The following is a 12295-nucleotide window of genomic DNA, read 5'->3' as shown; positions in this document are numbered from 1 at the left end:
TTTCGAGACCTGGCCGAAGGCAAGGTCACGTGCACGCGCAGACTCTACGGCGAGAATTTCCTGGTCGACGATTCCGTTTGGCACGGCACCGCTCCGGGAAGACCCTTTGGACTTGAAGGGAAGGGGCGTCCGCTGACGTTTCGCTTGTTGCATGTTGTCGAGTTCACGGCGGACGGTCAGATCCAGCGCGAGAACGTATGGGTAGATCTCGCTGCCATGATCCAACAACTTCCGCAGGACTGATATGAATACGCCAGCACGGCCAAGCCGGACTCATCAACGTCTGCGCGCCCGGCGCGACCTGCTCCAGGCGGCATCGCGCCTGCTCAAAAGCGGGCAACCCCCTACGATGGAGCAAGTGGCCGAGGAAGCGATGGTCTCGCGGGCGACGGCCTACCGATACTTTCCCAGCATCGAGGCGCTGCTGGTTGAAGCCCCGCTCGATGTCGACGCACCCGACCCCGGCGCTTTGTTCGCAAATTCCGACTCGCTCTCCCCGGAAGACCGGATTGACAAGGCGGAAGCGGCGCTTCACGCGATGACATACAGAAACGAGGCGCAACTACGGTTGCTGCTGGCGCACGCGATCAAACTGCCCCTCGAAGAAGCAGACGACCGTTCCACTCCGCGCAGGCAGAACCGCCGCATACCACTGATAGAAGAAGCGCTCGCCCCTATCCGCGACGAACTGGACGAACCGGCGTTCCAACGGCTCTGCGCGGCGCTGGCCGTCTATTTCGGACCCGAAGCGATGGTGGTGTTCGAAGATGTATTGCAGATTCCCGCACGCGAAGCCCGCGGCATCAAGAGTTGGGCCGTGCGCGCGCTTGTACGGCAGGCGATGGAGGAAGGAAATACGGATCGGAATCGCGCAAGGACGACCTAGGAAGATCTACGCTTGTTAAGGAGAAGTCCTATTGGCCACGTTTCCGGTATTTCTTGCTCTCCTCCTTATGGCGCCGGAACGACCACTCATCAAACCCCTTCTCGTCTCGCATGATCTCATCCGACACCACTGGAATTGGGTCCTTCTGGGTAGCGAGCTGATTTCCAAGATACATCGAGATTTCCTGAAACGCCTCTGCTGGAGGTTTTACTCGCTGGAAATGGTCCTGCTTCAGGTGAGGATTAAGCGTGCAGATGATTCTGTCTCGGCATTGATGCCTATTGCTGGCCACATATTCCAGTCTGAAGATGGGAATCCCGAGCTGTATGAATACCTCGTCAAAGCACTTTTCAACTATCCCCGCAACACACTTTGCCCACGAACCATGGGTGAGCGGTCCCGAAGTACCGTACCTATTCCACCTGTAATTCACACCCAAGAGGGTCATCAAGCCTTCGCTATCAAGGCTGAACGCTTTCAAATACTCGCGCGACAGTCCATCAGCAATTTCCTCGGTAGACCAGAAGACCGTATTGTCGATTTCTAGTGCGGGAAACAGGAAGCCGCAGAATCCGATGAGCTTAACCGTGACTGGGATCTCCAAATCGTCGTAGACGTACCTGCGTCGCGGCCGCGCAATGGTGTGCGGCATTTGGGTCAGAAGCTGAAGGGGTACGCGCAGGACCTCGTCGAGATTTCGCGGGAGATGAGCCTTTCGCTCTTCAACTATCGAAGACGACCTCTCAAACTCGAATCGCTCCTGCTTCCTGACATAGAGCAGACTGGGATCGCTTCCAAAACTCAAGGCAGAGTCGTAATAGTCCTTGAAGTCGGATACGATTCTCACGCAGCGATTACTCCAGAGTGGTACGATTCGTGCCGCCTGCCCTCAAAAATACACTCAGATACCACGGTTACAGCATAGTGACTGCAAATCGGGGAAATCGAGCAGACGTTCATTTTCCTTGCCCCCCTCCATGGGGTATCCTGAGATATGCGCACTGTCGGCAAACGACAGTGCGAGCAACCGCTCGCAACGTGGCGGGGATTGCGGGCCCTTTAAGGAGACAATCACATGAAGAGTCGAATTGTCCTGGTGTTATGTGCGTTCATCCTGTGCGCACCCTTATCGTTCGCGCAGTCGATAGGGCTTGACCAGCTTCATCAACTGGGCGACGTTCAATCGCGGTCAATCAGTCCCGAGAACTTCACCGGTGAGAAGGGGAAGGGCGGAATGGCTACCTTGAAAGAAGGCAGCGCCGCGCACGCCGCCCGTGAGCTGGGGCAAGGCTGGAAGGTCAATCCCTACGTGCACATCGAGCCGGGCACGACGTTCACAATGGGCGAAATCGACGGCTCGGGCAAGATTCGCCACATCTGGATGACGCCGGTCGGCGATTACCGCCTCATGATTTTCCGCATCTACTGGGACGGCGAAGAAAAGCCGTCGGTAGAGGTTCCGGTAGGCGACTTCTTTGCGGCGGGTTGGGGCATGGGACACGAGCCGCGCATTGCATCGATGCCGGTGTGCGTGAATCCCCGCAGCGGTTTGAACTCCTACTGGCAGATGCCGTTCCGCAAGGGCTGCAAAATCACCATGGAGAACATGGGCGAAAAGCGGGCGACGGTCTACTATCAGATTGACTACACGCTGGAGAAAGTGAAGCGCAATACGCCGTATTTCCACGCGCAGTTCCGCCGTGTAAACCCGTTGCCGGAAAAAGAGGTATACACCATCGTTGACGGCATCAAGGGCAAGGGCCAATACGTTGGCACCTTCCTTGCCCACGGTTCTAACAGCCCGGGCTGGTGGGGCGAAGGCGAGATCAAGTTCTACATCGACGGCGACAAGGATTTCCCGACGATTTGCGGCACGGGCGAGGAAGACTACTTCTGCGGATCGTACGGCTACGGCGAGCGCGAGGAAAACGGCAAGACGGTGTACTCCGATTTCAGCAGCCCGTACACCGGCTTCTACCATGTTCAGCACGAAGGTACACAGCCGCGCTTTGGCCAATACCGTTGGCACATCACCGACCCGGTCCGCTTCGATCAGGATCTGCGCGTGACCATCCAAAGCCTCGGCTGGCAGAGCGAAGGCCGTTACTTGCCTCTGAAAGACGACCTTGCGTCCGTCGCGTACTGGTACCAGATCGAGCCGCACAATCCTTATCCGCCGCTACCGGCGAAGGATGCGCTGGTGATCAAGTAAACATAGCGTAAGACGGACAAAGACTATCAAGAAAGCGGAGATTGTTGCCTCATGCATGAGCGGCAATCTCCGCTTATGATTTGCAGTACTCCTACAGAAGAAAAACCTGCGATATTGCCTTAGGGATAAGGTCCCTCCGCCCATTGCGGCACGGCTTGTAGCGCATCCATGAAGTTGTGAATGACGTCGGTGTGGCAGTCTTCCTGCCAGCCGCCGCGTCGCACACGCTCGTTGTCGACACGTTGCGCGGGACAGCCGTCATTGTCGATGAAATAGGTCATCCACGTGAGGTTGCCGTAAGCCATGTCGCGGTACCGGTCGTCGCCGCCCGCCGCATAAAACATCGCGGCAACGCCACCCAACTTCGAGCAGGCGCCGCCCCACGGACTCGTGTCGTCGTCTTGTTCGCCCATGAGCGTAACGCCGCCCGGCTTGGTGCTGGAGAAATGCGCGAGCGCGAACTGGATGAGACGATCTACGTCGGCTTTCCAATCGGGGTCGAGCGATTCCTTGCGCTCGATTAGATATCGGGCCGTTTCCAGCGGAGCCCACGAGTTGCGGTTGCCGTCGAGATCGTAGTCTTCGAAGAAGTTCACCCACAGACAATGCTCCGGATCGTCGGGCGAAGGTATCTGATAGTTCTTAATCCATTTCCAAAGCGCATCATGCGGCTCTTGGTATTCGGCCATCCCCTTCTCAAGCAGCGCGTCGAACAAACGCAGGATGTAGATCATGTTTCCGTTGCGGTCGCCCCAACCCTCACCTGTGATCGAATCCACGCGATAGGGCCACGGCGCGCGCTCGGCTGTTCCCTCGCGCATGTTGCGTGCAAGCGCCTTGGCGTTGCGCACCGCTTGCTTGAGATACCGCTTGTCGTGCGTCGCGTCGTAGAGCCGCACCAGTGCGTATCCGGCAATGCCGCCCTTATCAGGCTCAATTGCGTTCTTACCGTAGCGCACGTCGCCTTGCGACGACCGGCGCAGCGGAAAATCCGTGCAGTATCCCGTGGAACGCGTAAACTTGGGCCACGCGCCGCGATTGGGCGTCAGCGTTTCGTCGACGAGGTAGTCCCCCATCGTACGCGCCATGTCGATGACGCGCGAGTCGCGTCTGCCCTTGAACTCCCAGTATTTCAGATACGAAAGAATGCCCATTCCGTTTTGCGTGCACGGGATGCTGTCCAAACGCGACGTCTTGTACTCGCCGTCCATGAACGTGCTATAGACGAACACCGGATACCCGTGCTCGTTCGAGGGACACTTCAAGTACCAGTGCATTTCACGGTCGATTGCGTCCGTCCACGCGGTCCACGGTAGCAGCAGGCCGTCGGCATTGTATTGCGCGGCGTGAAACCCGATTTGCGCAGGACGCTCCTGTGCGGATGCTGCCAGTGCAATACACAGGCCGCAAACAAGCAACGCGAAATAGACTCGCGAATTTCTTTTTGTGTTCATGCCCATGCGATACCTCTAGATTTTCGACAAGGACCGTCATGCTGACCTTTTACCGGCACTGAAATCCAGTTGACGCGCATACTTGCGGGGGACAGGCAAACTGACGTAGGGTTGGCCACCGGAAACCCATGTTTCCAGGGGGGACTGCTTCGTATGTTTCGCGGACTCAGATACGGCTCATTTGGCACTGCACTCTTTGTGTTAATCGCATGGATTTGTCCGCATGCCGCCGCCGCACCCGATGACATGGTTCTAATGGCCGTCCCGATCAATGTAGCCGAAGCGATCATCGAGCCGTTCTGGAATCCGGACCTGAGCGGATTGCCGAAGTGGACCGTCGAGCCGCGTGAAGAATGCGGACTGGTCGTTACCCAAAGTTGGAACGCGGTGTGTTTCGAGTGGACGGCGAACTCCGAGCAGGAACCTCCGCTGCGGATGTCGCGCGAATTCAATGTTGATTGCAGCCTGTGCTTTACTGGTCCGTGATCGTGCGCGGCATTTACGCACATTGTATGTGGAGGGGCGGCGTGCGCGGCCCACGGCAGTAAGAGGAACATAAGATGAAGTCACTTATCGTGCGTTGTATTGCATGTATGGTCATCAGCGGAGCGTTGGTGTGCTTCGCGGCGGGAGACGCGGTGTCGCTCGCGTTAGATTTCGAGAAAGAGGCCGCCGGTTCGTTGCCGGAAGGTTGGAAAGCCGAAACCGCGTACCCGGATGTGCCGAATACTCCCGTCGCAACATGGAAAGTGGTCGAAGACGCGAAGGCGCCTTCCGGGAAGCACATCCTGTCATTGACCGACATCAATCACTCGGCTACGCGCGCCTACAACCTGCTGTGGACCAATCAGGTACGTGCAAAGGACGTGACCGTGAAGGTCGCGATTCGTTCGGATAAAGGGTTCGAGGACCAAGGCGGCGGACCCATGTGGCGCGTGCAGGACGCCAGCAATTATTACGTGTGCCGTTACAACCCGCTGGAATCGAATTGCCGTTTGTATTACGTCAAAGACGGCAAGCGTACCAAGATCGGCGACGCCATAGGCATTGTCATTCCCGCGGGCGAATGGATTACGCTGGAGGTGACCCACATAGGCGATAACATTGTGTGCACACTGAACGGTAAAGAAATCCTGAACGTAACGGACACGACAATCGCCAACGCCGGTGGCGTCGGGTTGTGGACGAAGGGCGATGCGGCAACGTCGTTCGATTCGTTTGAGGTCAAGGGAATATGAGGCAGTAGCCGACCCGGTTGCTACACGGGGCACGGGGGAGGACAGCGATTATGTTATCCGTTGCGGCAATCGTTCTGTGTGCATTCAGCGCGGACGCGGCCCCACCCAAGTACGATCTCGCCGCCTCTTCAAACATCGTCGCGGCCGCGACCGGATTCTTCCGCACGGAACGCATTGATGGACGTTGGTGGTTGATCGACCCGTTGGGCAACGCCTACTTCATTGTCGGCACGGATCACATATCGTATCGCGGCCACTGGTGCGAAAAGCTGGGCTATGCGCCGTACAACAAGACCGTGCAAGCAAAGTACGCCAGCGAAGACGCTTGGGCCGAGGCAACCATCCAGCGATTGAAGGATTGGGGATTCAACACGCTCACGGCAGGCCATTCCGCAAGCCTGCGCCACCGTGGTCTGCCGTTCATCGACTTCTTGTCGCTGGGAGCAAGCTTCGCAGGCAGTAACGATCTATGCCCGCGCACAACATGGACCGGCTTTCCCAATGTCTTCAGCGCGGAATGGCCGGAGCGTTGCGACCGTGCCGTTGAACAAGCGGTTGCATCGCTCAAGGACGATCCGTGGCTTATCGGCTACTTCCTCGACAACGAGCTCGAGTGGTTTGGCAAGAACGGCAAGCCGTGGGGGCTCTTCGACGAAGCCTGGAAGAAGCCCGCCGGCCACGACGCCAAGAAAGCGTGGCAGCGGTTTCTCGAAGTGGAATTGCGCGAACCCACGCGGTTCGAGACCTTGTGGGGCGTGCCGATTGCATCGTTCGACGCGCTGGCCGCAAACACGGAACCTGCGCCGCCGCGTACTCCAGAAGCCGAAGCTATCGCGCGCCGTTGGGTGCGCCTGGTCGCGGAGAAGTACTTCGAGACGTGCGTCACGGCCCTGCGTAAACACGACGCAAACCACATGGTCCTAGGCTGCCGGTTTGCGGGTTACGCGCCCGACGTGTGGGACATCGCAGGCCGCTACTGCGACGTGGTGTCGTTCAACATCTACCCAAAGATCGATGTTGACCGGGGTGTGCGCATGGACACCTACGAGTTGTTCAGCAAGTACCAGGATGCGGCGCGGCGACCAATGATGGTCACGGAATGGAGTTTCCCTGCCTTCGACGCCGGCCTGCCTTCACTGCACGGCGCGGGCATGCGCGTCGATACGCAAGCGCAACGCACGCAATGCTTCCGCCATTTCCAAACGTTCCTTTTCCAACTGCCGTATATGGTCGGCAGCGATTACTTCATGTATCTCGATGAACCCGCTCTCGGCATCTCGTCGTCGTTTCCCGAGGACAGCAACTATGGACTTGTGAACGAGCAGGACGAACCCTACCCGGGGATCACGGGCGCTGCGCGCGAACTCAACGCGAAGGTCTATGAAATACACGCCAATCCGGCGTTGCCTGCGCTGGCATCCCCACCTACGTTGCTTACGTGGATTGTCGATGCACCCAAAGACGGAGCCGTCGCTCCGGAGACGACCGTCGAGTTGACGACGGGTCCCTTGCACATTCGCGGGCCGGTCGAAGGCCGCGCGTGGGAGATTTTTCGAGGCGAGACGCCGCTGTCGCGGTTCACGGCATTGATTCATCAGACGGGTACGCCGGGAGCCTGGGCGTATACAACCGACGCACGCATTACGGGCATCTGGAAGACCAGCGACGGCACGACCGTCGACATGGAACTCAGCGCGCCCGCCGGTCAAGGCGACGATGCCGCGCGGCAGAAGTCGTATACGTCCGCATGGCGATTCCGCATTCCTCAGAACGACGGTGGATGGTTCTCGGCGCAATGTCTGTGGGTGAAGAATACCGACACCGTCCCATTTCGCACGGACATGCTCTTCTACTACCTGCTGCCCGCCATCGGCGGAAGCCCGGAAGGCGACGAATCGCTGTCGCAAGAGATTCCCGACTTCTCCCCGCACTACTACCTGTCCGGGGCCGGATGGGTGGACAAGTCGGTCAACGCGGGTATTGCCTGCTGGTATCCCATTGACGCGCCATATGCCTCGCGGTTCTACAAAGACGAGAACGGCGGCTTGCACAGCGACCTCTTCTACAAAGTCGACGCGACTCTGCAGCCCGGCGAAACACTGACGCGAAACGATCCGCCTGCATTCTTCTTTTCCATGGGCGGCGCATCGCGCGTTGAATTCTCCGTCGGAGCAGGGAAAGTGAAGCAGGCCGTTATCGCCAAATCCCTGTAGCGTGTCGGCCAAACGCGACGTAGTGTACAATCGCGCTTCGCGTGGGAATTCGCGCGGAAACGAGGGGGCACAATGAACAGAGTTGCAGTGATCACAGTACTGACACTAGGGGTGATGATGAGAATGGTGTATGCAGACGAGGCTTCCAGTCAACCGGGTGCAGGCAAAGACATGCTTGAGAAGGCCCGGCGCATTCTCTTCCTGGGTGACAGCATTACCTATGACGGACGCTATGTCGCGGATTTTGATGCCTGGCTGACGACAAAGTTCCCCGATCGCACCTATGAAGTGCTCGACCTCGGCATCTCGAGCGAAATGGTCTCCGGTTTGAGCGAAGAAGGCCATGCGGATGGGCGCTTCCCAAGACCCGACCTTGCCGAGCGCCTCGTTCGCGTGCTCGATGCGACCAAGCCCGATCTGGTCATTGCATGCTATGGAATGAACTGTGGCATCTACCAGCCCTTCGATCCGCTGCGATTCGCGAAATACCAAGCGGGTATCTTGTGGATGCACGAAATGGTGACAAGCGCCGGTGCGCCGATCGTCCACATAACTCCGCCTGCCTACGACCACCTGACCGGCGAGGGCGCCGCGCCCGACTACAATGACGTGCTCGGCAAATACAGCGACTGGATTCTCTCCAAGCGCGCCGACGGGTGGAACGTTGTCGATTTGCATGGACCCATGAATGGCGAAATCGCAAAGCGCCGCACGGAGAATCCCAACTTCTCGTTCCAACCCGATGGCATACATCCCGACGATGCGGGACATTGGTTCATGGCTCAGCAACTCATTCGTTTCTTCGGCGACACCGATGCGGCCGACGCGACCGACCCTGCGGCGATGCTGACGAACCGGCCCGGAGGACCAGCCGTGCTTGGACCCGTGCGCGAACGCATGGCCGTTCTGCGGGATGCGTGGCTCACGCTGACGAAGCACTCGCACCCAGACTTGCCTAAAGGTCTCCCCATGGACGAAGCCCAGGCCAAGGCCGACGCGCTGACAAAGAACATCAAACAGTTAATGTCGGGCAAGGGTTAAGCAACGCCTCCTCCATCCCCTGACCTGATTCGGTGGCCGTACCGAATACATCAAGGTGAGCCTCCGGGAATTATCCGGCGCTCCGCTTTGTCCCATAGGTCATGAGGAATACGGCTATGAAAACCCTTCAAATAGCGCTGCTTGCGCTCGTAACCTGCACGCTGACGCACTGTTCCGGAGCTGCGAGTGCGTCGGGAACGCCTGGAGCTGAGAACGTGAAACTGAACCCCCTCACCCCCGAAGAAGAACATGTCATCGTCCACAAGGGCACCGAGCGGCCCTTCACCGGCGAATACGAAAAGTTCGACAAGAAAGGCACGTACATCTGCAAATGGTGCAACGCCCCCTTGTATAAATCCGAGTCGAAGTTCGACGCAGGATGTGGCTGGCCCGCCTTCGACGACGAGATCCCCGGCGCGGTGAAACGAACGACGGACGCCGACGGACGACGTACCGAGATCACCTGCGCGCGCTGCGGGGGCCATTTGGGCCATGTGTTCACGGGCGAAGGCTTCACTCCGAAGAATACGCGGCACTGCGTGAACTCGATCTCGATCAAGTTCGTCGCGGATGGACAACCCATTCCCGAAGTGAAAGGTGACGTGCCGAAGGCCGATGCCGCCGCCACGAAGGAATCCGCCAAGACGGAGAAAGCGATCTTTGCGGGCGGTTGCTTCTGGGGCGTGCAATACCTCATGCAGAAAGCGCCCGGCGTGATTTCCACGCAGGTCGGGTACACCGGCGGCCACAAAGACAACCCCACGTACAAAGAGGTTTGCAGCGGCACTACCGGGCACATCGAAGCCATCGAGATTACCTTCGATCCCAGCAAAACCACCTACGAAGCGCTGGCGAAACTCTTCTTCGAGATTCACGATCCGACCCAGGCCAACGGCCAAGGGCCAGACATCGGTGAGCAATACCTTTCGGTTGTCTTCTATGCGAACGACGCGCAGAAACAGACCGCGGAGAAGTTAATCCAGATCCTCAAAGACAAAGGCTACAAGGTCGTAACGCAAGTGTTGCCCGCGAAAACCTTCTGGCCCGCCGAGGACTACCACCAGGACTATTACAACAAGAAGCACGGCACGCCCTATTGCCACGCCTACAAGAAACGGTTCTAGATCGGTTCAAAGGTACGTGAATCGCTGCGGAGTACCTCGGCGCTTGATGAGCTTCAAGCCTGATGTTTCCTCCGCCGCCGGCCGACTTCCGGGAAACGCGGCGTTCAACCTGCCGTGTTTCTCTGGAGTGCCGTAGACGCGCCCCTCTCCAGATGCAACCCCTCGCGCCGATTCTCTCTCTGATTGTCCCAAGGACTGTGCGCCTGATTCCGTCTGTGCACGTCCCTGTAAGTCTGTGTTCGTCCGTGAATCCATCTGAAATTCACACCTACACATCGGCACGAATCTCACAACACGCTCGGTTGCGAAATCTTCATCAAAATGCGGATTAGCTGTCTGGATTTTGGCCACCCCGGGCGGCTCCCCACCATCCGAGCAACACGCATCAGGTCGATTGCCCCATTGCGTGGACACAAAGAGCCAACCTCAAACTGGCGTAAATGGCTTACACGGGCGGCATCGGCGCCTCTTCCACGCTCGCTTCGTGCACCTCGTGAAACACGATCACTACACCAGAAGCTTCACCCTTCTCGTTGCGAATGGGCGCGGCACTGTAGTCGATCTCCTTCTCCCCCCCCGACCGCGTCACCAGCAGGCAATGTTCCGACGTGTTGAACACGGCCCCCTCGCGCCGTGCCGTATGCGCGGGATTCTCTTTCTGCATACGATCGTCGCCGTCGATGATGCGAAACACTTCGGAAATCTTCTGTCCTGCCACTTCTGTTTCACTGAACTCCAGCAACTCGGCCGCCAGTGCGTTCACATACGTGACACGGTTCTCGAGATCCGTCGCAATGACTGCATCCCCCATGCTCTGCAGCATTGACGTCAGCCACCGTTCCATCTTCAAGAGCTTCGATTCAACCTGACGGCGGTACAATCCAACCTCGATCGCGATGTGCAATTCCCGGTCCTGAAACGGCTTTACGATATATCCATACGGCGCGGTAACCTTCGCCTTGGCAAGCGTGTCGTCGTCCGTGCCTGCGGTGAGATAGATGACGGGCGTCTGCAATTGACGCTGTATCTCCCGCGCCGCCTCAGTCCCATCCATTTTCCCCTGAAGACCAATACCCATCAGCACAAGGTCAGGCTTCACCTCCAGCGCCTTGGCCACCGCTTCCTCCCCGCTCGTCGCGCTGCCGGCCACGGTATAGCCATACTTGATCAAGTTCTGCTGGATGCTCTGCGACGTCGGGCCATCGTCTTCTACCACGAGTATGCGGATGCCCATCGCTGCCCCTCCTTGTTTGGTGTGTCTCCGTTAGGATTTCTCGTAATACGCGCAACCCACTTGAACGGCGCACCGCTGCCCGCTGCGCCGCCCTCTGTAAAACAATCGGCCCATGCACACGCGGGTTTCCTCACGCGGCATTAACCGTCTCACACCAAATAAGTACGTGACGCTCCGAAACACCAGGACTGCTTGCCACGCCTGACCAGCATCATACCACGATATGCCCACTGCGAGAACCCTGTGCGACGATTTCATGCGAATCGCACTAATATTAATTTGGGGTTGCCCCCTCTACCTGGATGCGTCGTCGGCCTTTAGACCGGCTTCTCGTTGGCCTTCCGGTTTCAACAAGGGTCGCTATCTCACCCTCTCGATGTCCTCCATCCCCACAGAGAGATACCTATCGCTTGCTTGAGTCCGGATTTCTCATAATCACACGGGGCAGGCTCGTAACCATTGTGATTGCAGGACTTGCAGCTAAAATAGAGGTGGTTCTCCACAAGCTGAGTGCGCTCGCGAGAGATTCTATTGACGTAGCCACAGCGTCTTGCACGTCTGCAATTTGTATCATCGCTTCCATGCGCCTGTGCAAATTGAAGGCTAGGAATTACGCACCAAACAATGGCATGATACCTTGAAATTGTAAGGCCCCCCGGAGGAATTCGACATGACTCGTACCGCCCTTATGCTCTTCGTAACTGCCTTCTCGTTCACCTGCGCCTACGCCATCGACGTAACGCCCATCACTGTTGGCGAGTACAAGCAGGAGGTCGCCTCGACACACACTATCCTTCAAGGCTTGCCCTCGGATGAGATTACCGGTATAGCGGTGGCAAACGGCGACATCCCTTATGTAGGCACTCCTTCGGGCCTGTTCACGTTTCCCGCTT

General features: G+C 57.9%; 12 protein-coding genes. 9 read left to right on the top strand and 3 right to left on the bottom strand.

Annotated elements, in window-relative coordinates; translation table 11 throughout:
• Both K1Y02_20855 and K1Y02_20850 read left to right on the top strand, forming a co-directional pair.
• Window positions 1–243: ester cyclase (locus tag K1Y02_20855; protein MBX7258825.1), on the top strand; the 243-nt coding region annotated here is incomplete at its 5' end.
• A 1-nt stretch (window position 244) separates the two neighbouring features.
• Window positions 245–886, top strand: coding sequence for a TetR/AcrR family transcriptional regulator (locus K1Y02_20850; GenBank protein ID MBX7258824.1), 642 nt, complete (start codon window positions 245–247; stop codon window positions 884–886).
• A 28-nt stretch (window positions 887–914) separates the two neighbouring features.
• Here K1Y02_20850 and K1Y02_20845 read toward each other — a convergent pair whose 3' ends face one another.
• Window positions 915–1733, bottom strand: coding sequence for a hypothetical protein (locus tag K1Y02_20845; protein MBX7258823.1), 819 nt, complete (start codon window positions 1731–1733; stop codon window positions 915–917).
• A 228-nt stretch (window positions 1734–1961) separates the two neighbouring features.
• Between K1Y02_20845 and K1Y02_20840 the strand changes: the two genes are divergently transcribed.
• Window positions 1962–3098, top strand: coding sequence for a DUF2961 domain-containing protein (locus K1Y02_20840; protein MBX7258822.1), 1137 nt, complete (start codon window positions 1962–1964; stop codon window positions 3096–3098).
• 119 nt (window positions 3099–3217) lie between these two features.
• Here the strand turns inward: K1Y02_20840 and K1Y02_20835 are convergent, their stop codons facing one another.
• Window positions 3218–4552, bottom strand: a complete 1335-nt coding sequence (locus tag K1Y02_20835; GenBank protein ID MBX7258821.1) for a hypothetical protein — start codon at window positions 4550–4552, stop codon at window positions 3218–3220.
• 153 nt (window positions 4553–4705) lie between these two features.
• Between K1Y02_20835 and K1Y02_20830 the strand changes: the two genes are divergently transcribed.
• The 5 genes from K1Y02_20830 to K1Y02_20810 all read left to right on the top strand — a co-directional run bounded on the left by K1Y02_20830 (window position 4706) and on the right by K1Y02_20810 (window position 10168).
• Complete coding sequence (locus tag K1Y02_20830; protein ID MBX7258820.1) at window positions 4706–5038, top strand: hypothetical protein; 333 nt, start codon at window positions 4706–4708, stop codon at window positions 5036–5038.
• A gap of 74 nt (window positions 5039–5112) precedes the next feature.
• Window positions 5113–5790: a DUF1080 domain-containing protein gene (locus tag K1Y02_20825; protein MBX7258819.1), complete on the top strand. Its 678-nt coding sequence runs from the start codon at window positions 5113–5115 to the stop codon at window positions 5788–5790.
• A gap of 50 nt (window positions 5791–5840) precedes the next feature.
• On the top strand, window positions 5841–8003 hold the full coding sequence (locus tag K1Y02_20820; protein MBX7258818.1) for a hypothetical protein: 2163 nt from the start codon (window positions 5841–5843) through the stop codon (window positions 8001–8003).
• Window positions 8004–8075: 72 nt separating this feature from the next.
• Window positions 8076–9044: an SGNH/GDSL hydrolase family protein gene (locus K1Y02_20815; protein MBX7258817.1), complete on the top strand. Its 969-nt coding sequence runs from the start codon at window positions 8076–8078 to the stop codon at window positions 9042–9044.
• Window positions 9045–9160: 116 nt separating this feature from the next.
• Window positions 9161–10168: a bifunctional methionine sulfoxide reductase B/A protein gene (locus K1Y02_20810; protein ID MBX7258816.1), complete on the top strand. Its 1008-nt coding sequence runs from the start codon at window positions 9161–9163 to the stop codon at window positions 10166–10168.
• A gap of 445 nt (window positions 10169–10613) precedes the next feature.
• On the opposite strand, the gene K1Y02_20805 is transcribed toward K1Y02_20810, so the two are convergent.
• Entirely contained in the window at window positions 10614–11402 is a 789-nt protein-coding gene (locus tag K1Y02_20805; GenBank protein MBX7258815.1) for a response regulator, read from the bottom strand.
• 670 nt (window positions 11403–12072) lie between these two features.
• Here K1Y02_20805 and K1Y02_20800 point away from each other — a divergent pair.
• Window positions 12073–12295 (top strand): hypothetical protein (locus K1Y02_20800; GenBank protein MBX7258814.1); only part of this gene is annotated, 223 nt, incomplete at its 3' end.

It is taken from the genome of Candidatus Hydrogenedentota bacterium, assembly GCA_019695095.1.
Classification (GTDB): Bacteria; Hydrogenedentota; Hydrogenedentia; order Hydrogenedentales; family SLHB01; genus JAIBAQ01.
This window is presented reverse-complemented; position numbering and strand designations above follow the sequence as displayed.

What these genes read in the sequence shown, in the direction of transcription:
- K1Y02_20850 (MBX7258824.1), top strand. Translation starts at nt 245, where the DNA reads ATGAATACGCCAGCACGGCCAAGCCGGACTCATCAACGTCTGCGCGCC.
- K1Y02_20840 (MBX7258822.1), top strand. Translation starts at nt 1,962, where the DNA reads ATGAAGAGTCGAATTGTCCTGGTGTTATGTGCGTTCATCCTGTGCGCA.
- K1Y02_20835 (MBX7258821.1), bottom strand. Translation starts at nt 4,552, where the DNA reads ATGAACACAAAAAGAAATTCGCGAGTCTATTTCGCGTTGCTTGTTTGC.
- K1Y02_20830 (MBX7258820.1), top strand. Translation starts at nt 4,706, where the DNA reads ATGTTTCGCGGACTCAGATACGGCTCATTTGGCACTGCACTCTTTGTG.
- K1Y02_20825 (MBX7258819.1), top strand. Translation starts at nt 5,113, where the DNA reads ATGAAGTCACTTATCGTGCGTTGTATTGCATGTATGGTCATCAGCGGA.
- K1Y02_20820 (MBX7258818.1), top strand. Translation starts at nt 5,841, where the DNA reads ATGTTATCCGTTGCGGCAATCGTTCTGTGTGCATTCAGCGCGGACGCG.
- K1Y02_20815 (MBX7258817.1), top strand. Translation starts at nt 8,076, where the DNA reads ATGAACAGAGTTGCAGTGATCACAGTACTGACACTAGGGGTGATGATG.
- K1Y02_20810 (MBX7258816.1), top strand. Translation starts at nt 9,161, where the DNA reads ATGAAAACCCTTCAAATAGCGCTGCTTGCGCTCGTAACCTGCACGCTG.
- K1Y02_20805 (MBX7258815.1), bottom strand. Translation starts at nt 11,402, where the DNA reads ATGGGCATCCGCATACTCGTGGTAGAAGACGATGGCCCGACGTCGCAG.